Origin of the sequence: Bacteroides sp. ET489 (assembly GCF_030518095.1) — a bacterium.
Classification (GTDB): Bacteria; Bacteroidota; Bacteroidia; order Bacteroidales; family Bacteroidaceae; genus Bacteroides; species Bacteroides ndongoniae.
The window spans coordinates 138329-156837 of sequence record NZ_JAULLJ010000006.1; the positions used below are offsets into that span (position 1 = coordinate 138329).

The window sequence follows — 18509 nt, forward strand, 5'->3', positions numbered from 1 at the left end:
TCGACTTTTCGGTCAAAACCCCACGGCTTTTCAGCCAAAACTCCACAGGTTTCCGGTCAAAACGCGGCGGGTTTTCAACCCAAACCCGGCGGCTTTGCAATGCCCTTTGAGCGGATTTATGTGAATCACTGATAATCAACTTGATAGCATTCGACATAAATCCGGCGTGAGCCGTGCAAGTGTTGCTCGTGAGCCACACAAGTGTCGCTCGTGAGCCGTGCAAGTGTTGCTCGCGAGCCGTACAAGTGTCCCACAAATGCCCTGCAAGCACCGCTTTCCGCGGCCCTGCGAAGTGCACCCGAGCAGGCAAAGATACGACGCTTTTTCCATCCGACGGCAAAATCGGCACACATTCCGTCACCGTTCACGAAAAAGCATTACCTTTGCAGCCGAAAAACAATCCATTTCAAATTCCGACACATGAAACATACGTACCGCCTGCTTGTGCTCGACTTAGACGGCACACTGACCAACTCGAAGAAAGAGATTTCCCCCCGAAACCTCCAGACACTGCTGCGCCTGCAAGAAAGCGGCGTCCGACTGGTGCTGGCCTCCGGACGACCCACTTACGGCATCGCACCGCTGGCCGAAGCCTTGCAGATGCAGAAGCATCACGGCTGCATCCTGTCGTACAACGGCGGTGAAATCATCGACTGGAGCACGGGCGAACTGCTCTACAAGAACCTGTTGCCCGACGACGTACTGCCTGTCCTCTACACGGCCGCCGTCCGCAACGGGCAGGCCATCCTGACCTACGACAACGAATACATCCTCACCGAACAGCCCGACGACGAGTATGTGCTGAAAGAAGCCTTCCTTAACAAGATGCAGATACGCCCTACCGACGACTTCCTGCGCGATGCTCCCTTGCCACTGCCCAAGTGCCTCATTGTGGGCGACCCCGACAGGCTGATGCAGACCGAAGCCGAACTGTCGCTGCGCCTGCAAGGCCGCATCAGCGTCTACCGTTCCGAGCCTTACTTCCTCGAACTGGTTCCGCTGGGCATCGACAAGGCCCGCTCGCTGGCCGTACTGCTGGAACGTCTGGGACTGACGCGTGAAGAGATGGTAGCCATGGGCGACGGCTACAACGACCTCAGCATGATACGTTTTGCCGGCATGGGTGTAGCCATGGCCAACGCACAAGAACCCGTACGCAAAGCCGCCGACTACATCACCCTGAGCAACGACGAAGACGGCGTGGCCGTAGCTGTCGAGAAGCTCTTTTTCAGCAACGAAGCATAACCCTCCCCGCCCGTGAAAGTCCGCAACGTCCTTCTGCTCTCGTTCCTTGCCTTGCTGCTCATCAGCCTTTTCCAGCGGGCAGGCGTATGGTTTGCCTACCGCAATCAGATGCAGAAGGCCGAGGCCACACTGGCTGCGTGCTTCAAGGAAACCTTTACATTGGTGACGGACGCCCAAGTGAACCGCCTGCCCTATCCCGAAAGAACCGTTACCCACATCGTCTATGCGCCCGACAGCCTGCATCTGGACATCGAGGACCGACAGCTTCACTACGCCGAACAGACTTCGGCCGTGCTGCAGGATGGTTACGGGTTACCCGAGACCTCGCTCGACTCGCTGCGCCTGACGCTGACCGCCGTCCTGCAACGCGAAGGCATGACGGGCAGCATCTACATCCGCAAGCTGGATGCCGCCACAGGTCGCACCCTTCAGACATCGCCCGCCGGAGTCCCGCTGCCCGACAAAGGCATCGGCGTGCTGACCTCGCCCCACGTCCTGCTCCACCCGCAAAAGGGCATCGCCGTAGAAGCCGTCGCCGACCTGCATTACTTCGACCACCCGTCCAACCTGCTCTTCCCGGGGCTTACCTTCCTCATCACCGGTCTGCTGATAGGAGCCATTGCCTTGCGCATGCGCCTGCTGCAACGTCTGCGACGCGACATCGGCCGCCAGTGCGAGGACTTTTACCGGCTGGCCGAACAGATGTCGCAACCCGTCCGCCGGATGCAGGTCTGCCTGCATGCCTCCCGCTGGACCGAAGCCCGTCAGCAGGGACAGCAAGTGCTCGCCGACACCGAAGCCACCCTGACCCGCGCCAAACAGGAGAATGCCCGCCTGCGTTCGCGCCGCACCACATGGCTGCGCCGCCTGTCGTGGGGCATGGTGCCGCTGGCCTTCGTGCTGCCCGCCCTGTGGGCCGGATACATCTACCACGAACAGTGGAGGGCACTGAACCGTGAAGTACAGGTGTGCATCGAAGAAGCCTTTGCCGAAGAAAATGCCCTGCGCCACAGCCGCTCGCTCGACGTCAACCACCTGCGCGGCACCCGCAAGTCACACATTACGGGGATGACCGACTACTTCCACCATCAGATGGACTCGCTGCTGACCGTCCTCTACCGAAAAACAACCGACGAGAAGGGAAACACCAGCTACGCACCCGCTTTCCCGGGCTCCGTCAGCGAGATTTATGTATCCCATCAGAGCATGAACCTGAGCGAAGGCACCCGCCTCTTCCGCGCATACGGCACACAGCAGCTCGTCAATCAGCGACCCGTCGTCGTTCCCCTCGACACGCTTCGGCTCGACTCGCTCTTTCGTGCCGCCCTCACCGATGCCGGGTTGAAGACACCGGGCGGCATCCGCATCGTGCGCCCTGCCACGGGGCAGGTCGTCAGGCAGACGGCACACGCCGTTCCCCGTTGGGGCAGCCTCGTCACTACGCCCCTGCGTCTGGCAGACGACGGCGCGGTGTGCGTGCAGGGTGTAGTACCCGCCCCCGAAAGGCTCATCCTCCGTTCGGCGTGGTATCTCTTTGTGCCGCTGGGACTGACGTTCGCTTTCAGCCTGCTGTGCATCGCTCTGTTGTGGCGTGCCTGGCGGCAGCAGCGCAGACTGGAGCAGTTCCGCAAGGACTTTACCTACTCCATGATACACGACATGAAGTCGCCCCTGCAAACCATTCTGATGGGAACGCAAATCATGGAAAGCGGCCGCCTGGCCGACAAACCCGAAAAGGCCGACAAGATAGTCCGGGCCATGAACGACGAATGTGCCCGTCTGCTCACCCTCTCAGGGCGCGTGGTCATGCTGACACAGATGGATCGTGGCGAACTGGAACTGCATCCCGTGCCTGTGTCCTTGCTGCCGCTGTTCAACGACCTCGCCTCCAAGTTCCGCCTCAAGGCATCCAAGCCGGTGGAGTTCGACATTGTCTGTCCGGAAAGCCTTTGTGCCACGGCCGACGCCTTCTGCCTGCGCGAGGTTCTTTCCAACCTGATAGACAACGCCGTGAAGTACTCCGGCCCGTCCGTGCGCATCCGCTTGGAGGCCGAAGCCACTGCCGACGGCACCCTGCACATAAAGGTACGCGACAACGGCATCGGCATCCCCCTGAACCAGCAGATGAAGATATTCGGCAAGTTCGAGCGCATAGCCTCGGGCAGCTGCACCACCGGCGCATCAGGCTTCGGCTTAGGGCTGAACTTTGTATGGCAGGTAGTGCAGGCTCATGGTGGCAACATCGCCGTGCAGAGCCGCGAGGGCAGTGGCAGTGAATTTACGGTATCGTTGCCTTCTCCCATCCTCCGCTGAAAAAAACACGGCCATCATGGGGCTACTTATCCGAAAAACAGTAACTTTGTGCTTTCAACCGGAAATAAATACCTAACAATATGGAACATCAACTGACGATTTACAACACACTGAGCCGAACGAAGGAAGTATTCAAGCCGCTGCACGCCCCACACGTGGGTATGTACGTCTGCGGCCCTACGGTCTATGGCGACCCACACTTGGGACACGCCCGTCCGGCCATTACCTTCGATATCCTCTTCCGCTACCTCAAGCACCTGGGATATAAAGTGCGCTATGTGCGCAACATTACCGACGTGGGCCACCTGGAACACGACGCTGACGAAGGCGAGGACAAGATAGCCAAGAAGGCACGTCTGGAACAACTGGAGCCGATGGAAGTGGCACAGTATTACGCCAACCGTTACCACGAGGCTATGGATGCCTTGGGCGTACTGCGTCCCAGCATCGAACCGCAAGCCTCGGGACACATCATCGAGCAGATTGAACTGGTAAAGGAGATACTGAAGAACGGATATGCCTACGAAAGCAAGGGTTCCGTCTACTTCGACGTGGCCAAGTACAACCACGACCACCACTACGGCAAGCTGTCCGGCCGCAACCTGGACGACGTACTGAACACCACCCGTGAGCTGGACGGACAGGACGAGAAGCGTAACCCCGCCGACTTCGCCCTGTGGAAGAATGCACAACCGGAGCACATCATGCGCTGGCCGTCGCCTTGGGGCAACGGTTTCCCGGGCTGGCACTGCGAATGTACAGCCATGGGACGGAAGTATCTGGGCGAACACTTCGACATACACGGAGGCGGCATGGACCTCATCTTCCCGCATCACGAATGCGAGATAGCCCAAAGCGTGGCCAGTCAGGGCGACGACATGGTGCACTACTGGATGCACAACAACATGCTGACCGTGAACGGACAGAAGATGGGTAAGAGCTACAACAACTTCATCACCTTAGAGCAGCTCTTCACCGGCACACACCCGCTATTAGAGCAAGCCTACACACCGATGACCATCCGTTTCTTCACCCTGCAGGCCCACTACCGCAGCACCGTGGACTTCGGCAACGAAGCCCTGAAGGCCGCCGAGAAGGGACTGGCCCGACTGATGGATGCCGTCAGCGGACTGGAAAAGATTACACCCGCACAAGCATCGACGGTGGACGTAAAGCAGTTGCGTGAGAAGTGCTACGAAGCTATGGACGACGATTTGAATACGCCTATCGTCATCGCTCACTTGTTCGACGGAGCCAAGATGGTGAATAACATTCTGGCAGGCAACGACACCATCACCGCTGCCGATCTGGAGGAACTGAAAGATACCTTCCACCTCTTCTGCTTCGACATTCTGGGTCTGAAAGCCGAGAACGCTTCGAACGCCGCCCGCGAAGAAGCCTTCGGCCACGTAGTAGACATGCTGCTGGAAGAACGCGCCAAAGCCAAAGCCAACAAGGACTGGGCTACGAGCGACAAAATACGCAACGAACTGACCGCCCTTGGTTTCGAGATAAAGGACGGCAAAGACGGTTCGGAGTGGAAACTCAATAAATAATTTCCTACTCCCGCCGCTGCAACAGGCACGGATGGCATTGCCTTTTTCCCGACATCGATCAGGAAAGGCGGTGCCGCCCGTGCCTTTTTCATGTCCTGATGGCGGCGCGGCATTCCGTCATCCTGCCACCCGCCGGCTCCTTACAGAGCCGCTACAAGTTTACGGATATTGGCCAACTTCTCCATGAAGGTTTTGTTCGACTTGGCTACCTGCATGTCGTAATCGGCTTGCAGTCTGATCCAGATCTCCGCATCAATTCCCAATGCGGCTTCGAACAGCAACGCATACTCGGTCGAGACGGCACGTTTGCCGTTCAATATCTCGTTGAGCAGCGTAGGCGAGATACCCATCTGTGCGGCAAGCTTCCGTTGCGACAGACCACGATATTCTATCTCGTCCTTTATCATTTCTCCGGGATGAATCGGTTCCGAAGGAGTCAGATTATTGGCTATCATTTTGGGGTCAACGCCTTTTAAGGTAATCATAGTGTTTCTTATTTATAATGATGGGATAAGCCAGAAATGGTCGTCAAATACCTGCAAACGGGTACTTTCGGATGTGACAGTCAACGCATTTCCACTTACAAAAACAAAGATACTACCTTCATCGGGCATTCACAAATATGTGAACACTTCTTTTTATACACCTCACTCCTTCCCTCTCCGGGGGCTTTACCTAATAATGGTTATTGACGCGAACGTTCCGAAGGAGGGAGGGAGAGAACGGGCGGCATAAATACCAAAAACTGGCGATTGCGGAACTACCTTTTTCTGCGGAACTTTGCAGCCGGATAACCAAGTACATAAACAGCGTGAAAACAAGTACATTTACACTATGGGTGGCAGTCCTGATGTGCCTGTCAGTAGCAGGGATGCTCCGCGCACAGGACTTCCACGGCAAAGGTCCCCGATGCCTGGTATCGGGCAAAGTCACTTCGACCGAGAAAGAAACAGTCGATTTCGCCACCGTTTACCTGAAAGGGACTTCCTTCGGCGGCACAACCAACGGCGAAGGGCGTTTCCGCATCAAGGCTCCTGAGGGGAAATATACATTGGTCGTCTCGGCCGTAGGCTACAAGACAGTGGAACGGACACTGGACCTGCGGCGAGGCGAGGAACGCGAGGTGAACATCACCATCGCCCCCAACGTACAGCAGCTGGACGAAGTGACCGTCGTTTCGACCGGTGTGAGCCGCGTCAAGCGTTCGGCTTTCAACGCCGTAGCGGTAGACACCAAAGAATTGCAGAACACCACCAAGAACCTGAGCGAAGCGCTGGCTAAGGCACCAGGCATGAAGCTGCGCGAGTCGGGCGGCGTGGGTTCGGACATGCAGGTGATGATGGATGGCTTCAGCGGCAAGCATGTCAAGGTGTTCATCGACGGCATCCCGCAGGAGGGCACAGGCAGCTCGTTCGGCCTGAACAACATCCCCGTCAGCTTTGCCGAGCGCATCGAGGTATATAAAGGTGTGGTACCCGTAGGCTTCGGCACGGACGCCATCGGCGGAGTCATCAACATCGTGACGGGCAAACAACGCCGCCGCTGGTTTCTCGACGCATCCTACTCGTACGGCTCGTTCAATACGCACAAATCCAACCTTCGCTTCGGGCAGACTTTCCGTAACGGCTTCACCTACGAGCTGAACGCTTTCCAAAACTATTCGGACAACGACTATCGTGTCGATGCCCCCGTACTGAACTTCGAGACGGGCAGCTTCAGCGACAAAGAGCTGGTGCGCGTCCGCCGCTTCAACGATACGTATCACAACGAGGCTGTCGTTGCCAAGGCAGGCTTCGTGAACAAGTCCTGGGCCGACCGCCTGATGCTGGGCTTCATCTGGTCGCAGATGTACAAGGACGTACAGACCGGTGTGCGCCAGAAAACCGTCTTCGGCGAGAAGCACCGCTTCGGACACTCACTTATCCCCTCGCTGGAGTACAGCAAACGCAACCTGCTGGTGAAAGGCCTCGACCTGACACTGTCGGCCAACTACAACCGCAACGCCACCACCAACGTGGATACGGCCCACTACAAATACAACTGGCTGGGCGAGCGCCAGCCCCTGAACACGCCCGGCGAACAGTCGCGCCAGTACAGCCGCGCCGACAACGACAACTGGAATGCCACAGCCACGATGAACTATCGTCTGGGGCGCATCCATACGTTCACCCTGAACCACGTTCTCAGTACCTTCCGCCGCGACAACACCTCGCTGCTGGCTGCCGAGGAGCAGACCGACCCCATCGCCAAGCAGACGCGCAAGAACATCACCGGACTGGCGTACCGGCTGATGCCGTCGGAACGCTGGAACCTCTCCGTCTTCGGCAAGCACTACAGCCAGTATGTGGCCGGACCCATGGCCGAGGATGACACGGGCAGCAACTACGTACGCACCAGCCGCACGGTCAGCTCCTGGGGTTATGGTGCGGCAGGCACTTACTTCCTCGTCGAGGGACTGCAAGCCAAGCTGTCGTACGAGCGTGCCTACCGTCTGCCCACCATCGAAGAGATGTTTGGCGATGAGGACCTGGAGAGCGGACAGATAAGCCTGCGCCCTGAGAGCAGCCACAATGTGAACTTCAGTCTCAGCTATGCGCGTACGCTGGGCAGCCACTCTTTCTATGTGGAGGGAGGACTGGTCTACCGCGACACGCACGACTACATACAGCGCAACGTACAAGACCTGAGTGGCGGCAAGGAGAATGCCACCTACATTAACTACGGCAATGTACTGACCAAGGGCTACAACCTCTCCGCCCGCTACAGCCTGGGACGCTGGCTCAGCCTGGGCGGTAACTTCACCCAGATGGACGTGCGCGACAATGAGCCCTACCAGATAGGCAGCACAGGCAACGCGGTGGAGAATCTGGGCTACCGTTCGCGAATGCCCAACGTGCCCTACCGCTTTGCCGACTTCGACGCCAACTTCTACTGGCGCGACCTCGGCGGACGGGGCAACCTGCTGACACTGACCTACGACAACCAGTGGACGCACTCGTTCTCCTACTACTCCGAGGTCATCGGCAGCAGTAGCGACTACATCGTCCCCGACCAGTTTGCCCACAACCTCACGCTGAGCTACAGCGTGAAGGGCGGCCGCTACAACTTCTCCGTAGAGTGCCGCAACCTGACGGACGAGAACCTGTACGACAACTTCAGCCTGCAAAAGGCCGGACGGGCTTTCTACGGAAAGGTGCGCATCCACTTCGGCGACTGAGCCTACCAACGTCAGCACCTCTGCCCGACAGTCTACAGACTTGAGGGTACAATCATCCCGGATGATTCCTACAATCAATGCGGATGATTCCTGCCATCATCCCGGATGATTGTACCCTCTCTCCATACTCCGGCCATGCAAAGCCGTAGGGAAAGCATGCCGGAAGCCTGCCGCATGGCAGCCATCGGAACGAACAAAAACAAATACATAAAAAAGAGAAGAATATGAAAAAGAACCACTTACTTGCAGGCCTCTTTGCCGCCTCGCTGGCAGGCATGGCCCTTACCTCCTGCTCGGAAGACGACCAAAGCGGAAGCAACAACAACTCCAACACCTCGACAGGCAACTACGTGATAGCCGCCACCGTGACCAGCAGCAGCACCGATACCTACGTACTGCTGACAGCCCCCTCGCTCGACGAAGGCGAAGTGACCACTCAAGGCAACGGCCTGGTGAACGAAGGAGCCACCTACTGGGTGTTCTACACCAACCGCTACCTGTACGCACTCAATTACAATCAGGGCGAAGCAGGCACTACGCAATCGTTCATCCTGAACAACACCGGTGCACTGGAGAAGCGTTCGCAGGAATACTACGTCAACCGCTTCACCACCTACGGCTACTACGACCGCTACATCATGACCACCTCGACAGGCGACGGCCCCACGGAACTGAAGGACGAGAACGGCTACGTGCCCCAGTCATTCCTGGCTTCGTATCTGGACGTGGAGAACCAGACCTACACCAGCAACACGGTCAATGCATCGACGCCCTTCCTTTCCGAAAACTTCCTGGGCAACGGTGAATACGTCACCCTGGCCGGACTGGCACAGGTAGGCACCCGACTCTATGCCGCCGCCGTGCCCATGGGCCTCAGCCAATACGGCTGCATGCAGAAGAACGACGACGGCAGCTACAAGTGGGTGCTGCCCGGCAACGAGGACCTCATCAAGACCGAATCGGGCGGCAGTGGCAGCGGTGCCTACGACAAGGACGAACTGCAATGGACCCAATACCCCAACGAATGCTGGATGGCCATCTTCACCGACCAGACCCTGACCGACTGGAAACTCATCAAGACTGACAAGATAAGCTACGCCTGCGGACGTAACCGCTCACAATACTATCAGATGAACTGGCTGGCCGACGACGGCTACATGTACGTCTTCTCGCCCTCGTATGCCAAGACGATGAAGGACGTCCGTCAGCAAACCACCCTGCCCGCCGGCGTGGTGCGCATCGACACCAAGGCCGAAGACTTCGACCCCGACTACTATTATAACCTCGAAGAGAAAGCCGACGGCGCATCCTTCCTGCGCAGCTGGTACATCGGCGGCAACTACTTCCTGCTGCTGATGTACGACAAAGCCATTACCGCCTCGGACAAGGTGGCCAACCGCCTGGCCATATTCAACGTCAGCAACGGCGACCTGTCCTATGTCAGCGGACTGCCGACCGACGTCAGCGGCTTCGGTAACACACCCTACATGGAGAACGGCTCGGCTTACATCGCTGTGACTACCACTTCGGGCTATCCCGCCATCTATCGCATCGAGCCTTCGACAGCTACTGCCAGCAAGGGACTGGTCGTAAAAGCCACCTCGTTGAACGGTGTAGGACGACTGGAGGCCCAATAAATCCCACACATCATCCCAACCCAACGAATAAACAATGAAAAAAGCATTCCGACACATACACCTGTGGCTGTCCGTCCCCTTCGGACTGATTATCACGCTTGTCTGCTTCTCCGGCGCCATGCTGGTGTTCGAGAAGGAAGTGACGCAATGGCTGCGTCCCGAAGTATTCAACGTCGACCCGCAAGGCCGCCAGCCGCTGCCGATGGACGAAGTAGTCCGTCGGGTATCGGCCACGCTGCCCGAGGGCGTACAGGTGACGGGCGTCACCGCCTTCCCCGACCCGACGAAAGCCTGGCAACTGCCCCTGTCCAGTCCGCCGAAAGCATCGGTCTATGCCAATCCCTATACGGGCGAGGTAACGGGCCGGGGCGACCGTCTGCCCTTCTTTGCCACCATGTTCCGTCTGCACCGCTGGCTGCTCGACAGCCGCCCGTCGGGCGACGGCGTGTTCTGGGGCAAGGTGGTGGTAGGCACCAGCACGCTGCTCTTCGTTCTGGTACTGGTGTCGGGCATTGTCATCTGGTGGCCTCGCACGCGTAAAGCGTTGCAGAACAGTCTGAAGATTGCGGTACGCAAAGGTTGGCGCCGCTTCTGGTACGGCCTGCATGTGGCAGGGGGCATGTATGCCCTGCTGTTGCTGCTCGTCATGGCCCTGACGGGACTGACGTGGTCGTTCGGCTGGTATCGCACGGGCTTCTATGCCCTGTTCGGTGTAGAGGCACAGGCAGGAGGCGGACACGGTTCGCACAACGCCAAGTCGCAAGAAGGCCATCAGAAACAACAGGGACGGAAAGGAAAAGGAGACAAGAACACCGACCGCACCGCCCACTGGCAGACAGTGTACGAGCAGCTGAAGCAGAAGAATCCCGACGCCCGTCAGATCAGCCTGTCCGACGGATCGGCCAGCGTCAGCGTCAACCGCTTCGGCAATACGCGAGGTGCCGACCGCTACCAGTTCGACACACGCACCGGCCAGCTGACCGGATATACTCCCTACAACGAGTTGGACAAATCGGGCAAAATACGCGGCTGGATTTACTCGATGCACGTAGGCAGCTGGGGCGGACTGCTGACCCGCCTGCTCTGGTTCGTGGCTGCCCTGCTGGGTGCTACCCTGCCGCTGACGGGATATTATCTGTGGATTCGGCGGCTGCAGAAAAGCCCTTCCAGAACCTCTGGCCACCGGCCTTCCTGAACGGACAGGCCAGCGGAAAGGATCATTCCTCTGTCGCCTCCGTTTGCCTGATCCGCTTCTTATACTGTGTAGGAGTTTCGCCCATGTATTGCTTGAAAGCCGTACTGAAATAAGACGAGGTAGCAAAGCCTACCTTTTCGGCAATCTCAGTAAATGGCATGTCGGTAGTCCTGATCAGCTGAATAGCCCTTTCCATCCGGAATTTATTAATGTACTCGTTAGCGCTGATGTCTGTCAGCGCTTTCATTTTATTATAAAGGGAGGCACGACTCATGTGTACTTCATTACAGATGGTAGCGATGTCAAGATTGCAATTGTCCAGATTGTCCTGAATCACTTTGTTCAGTTTCGACAGGAAGGCTTCGTCGGCCGGACTGAAGGTTGTCTCCTCGGGCACGGGCACAGGGCCAGCCTGCATGTAGCGTTCGCGGATTTCTTCCCTGTTCTTCAAACGGTTTCGCACCAGTTCGAGCAGCGTTTCTTCCTCAAAAGGTTTTGCCAGATAAGCGTCGGCACCATTCTTGTATCCCTCCTGCTGGCTCTGTTCATCGTCACGGGCCGTCAGCAGAACAACAGGAATATGGCTGATGGTAATATCTTCCTTGATATACTGGCACAACTGATAGCCGTTTATACGAGGCATCATCACATCGCTGACAATGATGTTGGGCATATTATTACGTATCACTCTCAGTGCTTCCTCGCCGTCGGCCGCCGTCAACACCTGTTTGAAGTGGGGCTCAAGTACCTTTTTCAGAAAATCCGTCATTTCCGCATGATCGTCGACAACCAGTATCTTGTAGGCCGACGTGTCGAACTGCTCTCCCGACAAAGCAGGCTGCTCAATGCCATCGTCACCAATCAGTTCGTTCAAATAGGCTCTGGGCTGGCTCACGACTTCTACCTCGGTATGCCTTACAGGCAAATCAAAATAGAAAGTGGCCCCTACGTCTGGATTGTTGTAAGCCCCGATCTTCCCTCCATGTTGCTCAACGAGAATCTTGGAATAGGAAAGGCCTATACCGGTACCGTTTTGCTCTCCCTCTCCCTGATAAAAACGGGTAAACAGTTTTCCCATATTGACCTGATTCAATCCGCATCCCTGGTCGGAAATGGCAACACGCACTTCGTCGCCACTGACTTTCAGCTCGGAACTGATGGTGATTGTCGTACTCTGCGGACTGTGCTTCAAAGCATTCGTCAACAGATTGCTCAATACAATCTCACACTTGTCCTTATCGAAACAGACTTCCTCTATCCGTGGATCAAGCTGAAAACGTATATGCACCTGTTCCGCCTCACCCTCATTGGCAAAATCCTGAGATACCTGCTCAATCCAGGTATTGAACGAATATGGTTGCATATGCAGCTTGCTCTCGCCTACCTCCATCTTGCGCACATCGAGCACCATGTTAATCAATGCTTTCATACGCTGCGACTGACGATATATGGCCTTCAACGGCAGATATTGCTCATTTTCGGGTCCGATAGTCTTCAGAATACGTTTTAACGGAGCATATATCAATGTCAGTGGAGTACGCAATTCGTGACTGATATTGATAAGGAAACGTACTTTTTCCTCGTAGACCTGTTGTTCGTGCTCTTTCATGGCCCATTTCAGCTGACGTTCTTTCCTCCTTAATGCTTTGCGGAAAGCAACGGCTACCAGAAGAATTCCTCCAACCATACAAAGCAAAATAAACCACCAGGTCTGATACCAGGGCGGCAGAATGGTCAGTGTTAGTATCTGGGTATCGGGAATCCAGCTTCCGTCCTTTGCCGTACACGCCACCATAATCCGGTAAGTACCAGGCAGCTGGGTATGCATAATCAGTTCCGGCTGGTAAGTCTCCGTATAACTGTTGTCCAATCCTTCCACACGATATCTATACAGCCTTTTTCGGAAAATATCTTCCTCCTTGGCCATTACCTGAATGACTACATTACTGTTTTTGTCTACAGAGAGGGCATCCTGATTCTTCTCCAACTGATCATTAATAGATTTCCCATTGAGAATGATGTCCGACAAATGCATCTCAGGTATGCTTATTTCATCAGTCTTCTGCCCGTTAGCTATAAAGAGCAGCCCTTCCACTCCGCCCATGTAGATGCCTTGCTCATCAATAATCAATTGCGAACGGGGGATGTATTCATTGGGCATCACTCCATCCGACTCTCCATATATTGTAAAACGTTCCTTATGCGGCGAATACGAAAAAAGCATATTTTCGGCACCAATCCATATTTCATCAGGATTATGGCATACCACCAGCGACACATCAGTAAACAAGTTGGTCTGCACGGATGAAAGCTCGTTTGTCTGTACAGAATAGCATTCCAGTCCACGGCTGGTACCCATCCAGAAAGTACCTTTCTTATCATATGCTACAGAATTAATAATGGTTTCTTTAGAGGAGGTAAAAAGTGAGGTCAGTTGCAACGTAGAATGATCCATCACATAAATCCGTCGGGAGTCAAACAGATAAGTATGCCCTTCCTCACTGGCAATGGCCTGAAGGGTTCCCCAAATAATAGGCTCTTTTTTATCTTCTTTAGCTATCCGGAACGACTTGTCGTACAGATTGTATATGTAGACATGATTGCTCAAAACCAGCACCGTATTGGGGGTATTCCGATAAAGATAGATAGAATATCCGTGTTGGGATATGGTTTGTGTAGTAGTCTCGTCCACTACACAGAAAGGCGTCATCGTTCCGGTCGCAATATCAAAAACAAATACTCCTTCAGCAAAAGCCGACACCAGAAGCTTACCCGGCGTAAACCCGCAAATAGAGGTTATTTTATCTTCACGGGTACTAGGATAATGGGTAAACGTCTCCGTTTCGGGATGAAAGCTATTGATTCCACCACCATCAGTACCTATCCAGATGCGTTCGGGATTTTCCTGATAAAGGCTGATAACAATGTTATGGCTTAACCCCAGCGGATAGCCGAAAGGAGCATCGGTATATGTCTTCATCGATACTTCACGCATGTTAATAAGCCCGTTGTATACTCCTCCCATCCAGATATTTCCATAATAGTCGCAATAAATACAATTGATTGAGTTGGTCGGCAGCGAATACTGCTTATCGCCAGGCACATGTTTCAAATGAGAAAAGCGACTGTTATCAACATCCAAAATATTGATACCACCTCCATCCGTACCGACCCATATCTTTTCCTCTTTTTCCGTAATACAAAGCACTATATCACTGCTCAGTTCTGAATTACGGGTCGTATATGTTGCTATTTCCTTCCCTTCAGGTGAGAAACAACGTAGTCCCTGATTATAAGGAGCAATCCATATACGCTTTTGAGAATCGATAAACATATCCGATATTTCTTTCCCACAGCCAAATGGTTCCGCACTTATCTTTTTGGTTCTCAGATCAATGGCATATATCCCTTCCCAACGGCTACAACACAGCAGCCTGTTGTTCTTAGAAATAGCCAGACGGATGATTTCAAAGCGTCTTTTGTGTCTCAATTCGTAAAATACTCCCAACTTGCCGGTCTGCATATCATAAGCGTATACCTTATCGGTTCCGCCCAACAGCAACAGGTTATTCCACTGACAGATAGAATAAGCGATGCACATTTTCCCGTATTCGTCCTTCACGGGCACAAAATTGTTATTGCGATAGTTGTAACGGGCCACTCCCATATCAGTCAATACCCACAATTGATGATAAGAATCTTCAAAAATCTGATAGATATAATTACCCGGAAGTGTTGTCGAATCTTCATGCTGATGAAGATATCTTTTCTGTTCATGCCCATCAAAACGCCCTAATCCGAACTTCGTACCAGTCCACACAAATCCCCTCGTATCAGAGGATATACAGGTCAGCGTAGTAGGGAGGCCTGTGTTCAGCAATATCTGTTTGTACAAATAATGTTTAGCACAAACTGAAGCCGAAAAGACAAACGGCATAAATAGGGAAAAAAGAAACCTAAAAACTTTCATATTATTGTAGAACCAGGCTTTAAAAAAATATCATTATAAAAAGATCTAATGATATTTTCCTGACGACAAAGATAACATCTCATCTTTTATGTTCGTTCAAAATATAGTATGTTTTTCGATATAAATTCTGATAATACCATGCATTTAGGGAAATTCGGATTATACTTCTAATTTTGTCTATTTAAACTTTAAAAAATCACTAAAATATTCGTTATTAGATATATTTGAAAAAGAAATAGCGATTTCTTAAAAAAGCCAATTAAACATTCTTTCTATTTTTGCAATAGTCGGACAGGACAAAAAATGAGTTCCGGCTTTACAACAATAATGTTAAACTTAAATTTCTTACTTCATGAAAAAAGAGAAAGAAAAACTGTTTCGGGCACTGCCATTAGCAGTTGGATTACTTTGGGCCAGTGGAAATGTTTTGGCTGTACCTGTATTGGCACCATATGAATATGCTGTCAACCAACAGACCAATCAGGTAACAGGTGTCATCAACGATGCCAACGGAGAACCATTGATCGGAGTAAATGTAGTAGAAAAAGGAAATACACAGAATGGCTCTATTACCGACTTAAATGGAAAATTCAATCTGAACGTATCTCCCAATGCTGTTTTAATCTGTTCTTATATTGGATATAAAACTGCCGAAGTTCCTGTAGAAGGACAAAAGAATCTCACCATCACTTTACATGAAGACAGCGAAGCATTGGACGAAGTCATTGTTATCGGTTACGGTACAGTACGCAAGGCCGACCTCGCGGGCTCTGTTGCTGTAATGGACAACAAACAATTCAAAGACCAACCGGTAACCCGCATCGAAGATGCCTTGCAAGGTCGTGTATCAGGTATATCAGTTATGTCAAGCGGTGTACCGGGAGGAGACCTTAAAATTCGCGTTCGCGGTGCCAGCTCTATCAATAAATCAAACGATCCTTTATACGTAGTTGACGGTATCGTACGCGAAAGTGGTCTGGAGGGAATTAACCCCGAAGATATCCAGAGCATGCAGATTCTAAAAGACGCTTCATCAACTGCCATCTACGGTTCACGCGGTGCAAACGGTGTAGTACTGGTTACTACAAAAACCGGTAAAGCAGGAAAAACAGAAGTAGTATTCGATGCATCAGTCGGTTTCTCTAACGCTTACCACATTCCTGAAGTTATGAGCACACAAGAATATGCACAAGCCCTGGTAGATTACAAGGGGGCTGACCGTGCAGCTTTGTCAGGTTATCTGGACGGAAGTAATCCTGGTATCGACTGGATGGACGTATTGTTGCGTACCGGAGTTACCCAAAATTATAAAGTAGCTATTTCTAAAGGTAATGAAGATACCCAATTCTATGTTTCGGGTAACTATATGAATACAAAAGGTGTAATTACCGATACTGATTTTGCACGTTATTCAGTAAAAGCAAATATACACTCCAAACTGTATAGCTGGCTGGAAATGACAGCTGACGTCAACCTGTCACAAAGTAACGGTTCGGGTGCCGGCTTTAACCAAAGCCAGGAAAACCCCATTTGGGTAGGATTGAACTATTCACCCACTATGGAGATGTATAACGAAAAAGGCAACTACAATACCGACCCCTACAACAACATTCAGAATAATCCTTATGGTATTCTTCACGAAAACCTTAATGACCGTAAACGCAACGTAGTAAGTGGGCATGTTGATTTGAAGTTCAACATTCTGAAAGGTCTTACCTTTATTACCACCAACGGTTTGGATTACTCTGACCGCAAAGGTTACTCCTTCTCATCAACCCGTGTACAGACACAAAACGGTATGGGCAACAACAATAATTATAATCTGGTGTTGCAGTCTACCAACAACTTGACTTATATGGGCAACTGGAATAAGCACTCACTGACCGCAACAGCCGTATGGGAAGCTACTTCGTCAGAAACACGTTACATGGCAATAAGCGGTAAGAATCTGTCGGCTGAACAAGTAGGTTACTGGGATGTAAAGAATGCTAAGACCCGTGATGCGGAAAACAGTTACAGTAACTGGAATCTTCTTTCCGGTGTAGCCCGACTCATGTATAACTATGCAGACAAATATATGCTGACTGCTACATTCCGTGCCGATGGTAGTTCTCGCTTCACAAACCAAAAGTGGGGATATTTCCCTTCTATCGCTGCTGCATGGACAGTGACAAAAGAAAAGTTCATGAAAAATGTCAAAGCTTTGAGTGATCTGAAAATCCGTGCCAGTTACGGTATTATCGGTAATCAGGATATTGACCCGTATTCAACTCTCGGATTGATGACAAGTACTTCATTCAACTTCGGTACAGGTACGACTTATACCGGTTACTGGGGAAACGGACTTGCAACTCCTGACCTGACTTGGGAAAAGGTGAAACAACTCGACTTGGGCATTGATTTGGGTTTCTTCAACAACCGACTGACCTTCAGTATGGATTACTTCGACAAACGCACTTCGGATGCTCTTCTAAGACGTACAGCGCCTAACTACGTAGGTGGTACTTCCTATTGGATAAATGCCGGTGAAGTAAGTAATAAGGGTATAGACCTTTCTATCACCGGACGCATCATCCAGAATGACAATCTGCAATGGACCAGCAGCATCAACGGAAGCTACTTGAAAAACGAAATCACAAAACTGACAGCCGAAGAACCTGTAATATACGGTGTAAGCCCATCGCCAGGTACTGTAGATCCGGCAACCATCATCAAAGAAGGTGAAGCTATCGGTACGTTCTACGGATACAAATGGGCAGGAATCATGAAAAACGATAATGGAGATTTCGTTGACTCCTACTATACAAAAGACGGTAAAATAACAACCGACCCATCAGGCGAAGATAAAATGGTATTGGGTTGCTCTAATCCAGACTTCACTTTGGGATGGAATAACACCATCAGCTATAAAAATTGGGATTTCAACGTATTCTTTAATGCAGCCTTTGGCGCACAACGTCTGAATCTGGTTGATTTTGCCATGAATTCAATGGTAGGTGCATCAATGTTTGTGACAGCTAAAGATTACTTTACCAACATAGGTAACACCATGCCTACACCGGGCGTAACAAACAAGAACTATGGTAACTCCAGTAAGTGGCTCGAAAATGCTGACTATCTGCGCTGCGAAAACATCAGTATCACTTATACACTGCCACGTAAGGTTACGAAGTTCGCTGACATCCGTATTTCACTCTCTGCACAAAACCTATTCACCATCACCGGATATAAAGGTATCGACCCGGCAGGTGCATCGTTCAGTGCTAATAGCGTAGATATAGACAATGGTATGGATATGGGTGCTTACCCCAATCCGCGTACAGTTACAGTAGGTGTACGTATGAATTTCTAAATAATTAACCCATTAAAGACTTGA

General features: G+C 52.1%; 9 protein-coding genes. 7 read left to right on the forward strand and 2 right to left on the reverse strand.

Going from position 1 to position 18509, the window contains the following annotated elements:
• The first annotated feature begins 420 nt into the window (after positions 1-420).
• The 3 genes from Q3C19_RS05340 (at position 421) to cysS (ending at position 5114) form a co-directional block, all read left to right on the forward strand.
• A complete protein-coding gene (locus Q3C19_RS05340; protein WP_277120633.1) occupies positions 421-1245 on the forward strand; it encodes a Cof-type HAD-IIB family hydrolase in 825 nt (274 codons plus the stop codon).
• A gap of 12 nt (positions 1246-1257) precedes the next feature.
• A complete protein-coding gene (locus Q3C19_RS05345) occupies positions 1258-3558 on the forward strand; it encodes a HAMP domain-containing sensor histidine kinase (RefSeq protein ID WP_302727710.1) in 2301 nt (766 codons plus the stop codon).
• Positions 3559-3638: 80 nt separating this feature from the next.
• Positions 3639-5114 (forward strand): cysteine--tRNA ligase, encoded by a 1476-nt coding sequence (gene cysS, locus Q3C19_RS05350; protein ID WP_302727712.1) that lies wholly within the window; start codon positions 3639-3641, stop codon positions 5112-5114.
• A 140-nt stretch (positions 5115-5254) separates the two neighbouring features.
• On the opposite strand, the gene Q3C19_RS05355 is transcribed toward cysS, so the two are convergent.
• Positions 5255-5599 (reverse strand): HigA family addiction module antitoxin, encoded by a 345-nt coding sequence (locus tag Q3C19_RS05355; RefSeq protein WP_022161948.1) that lies wholly within the window; start codon positions 5597-5599, stop codon positions 5255-5257.
• 386 nt (positions 5600-5985) lie between these two features.
• Between Q3C19_RS05355 and Q3C19_RS05360 the strand changes: the two genes are divergently transcribed.
• The 3 genes from Q3C19_RS05360 to Q3C19_RS05370 all read left to right on the forward strand — a co-directional run bounded on the left by Q3C19_RS05360 (position 5986) and on the right by Q3C19_RS05370 (position 11163).
• Positions 5986-8331, forward strand: a complete 2346-nt coding sequence (locus Q3C19_RS05360; protein ID WP_302727748.1) for a TonB-dependent receptor — start codon at positions 5986-5988, stop codon at positions 8329-8331.
• A 224-nt stretch (positions 8332-8555) separates the two neighbouring features.
• Positions 8556-9968: a DUF4374 domain-containing protein gene (locus Q3C19_RS05365; protein ID WP_302727714.1), complete on the forward strand. Its 1413-nt coding sequence runs from the start codon at positions 8556-8558 to the stop codon at positions 9966-9968.
• 34 nt (positions 9969-10002) lie between these two features.
• Positions 10003-11163, forward strand: a complete 1161-nt coding sequence (locus Q3C19_RS05370) for a PepSY domain-containing protein (protein WP_302727716.1) — start codon at positions 10003-10005, stop codon at positions 11161-11163.
• A 22-nt stretch (positions 11164-11185) separates the two neighbouring features.
• Here Q3C19_RS05370 and Q3C19_RS05375 read toward each other — a convergent pair whose 3' ends face one another.
• Positions 11186-15133 carry a response regulator gene (locus Q3C19_RS05375; RefSeq protein WP_302727718.1) on the reverse strand — a complete coding sequence of 1316 codons (3948 nt, stop codon included), beginning with the start codon at positions 15131-15133 and terminating at the stop codon, positions 11186-11188.
• A 352-nt stretch (positions 15134-15485) separates the two neighbouring features.
• Here Q3C19_RS05375 and Q3C19_RS05380 point away from each other — a divergent pair, with 352 nt between their 5' ends.
• Complete coding sequence (locus Q3C19_RS05380; RefSeq protein ID WP_302727720.1) at positions 15486-18485, forward strand: TonB-dependent receptor; 3000 nt, start codon at positions 15486-15488, stop codon at positions 18483-18485.
• Positions 18486-18509: the final 24 nt, after the last annotated feature.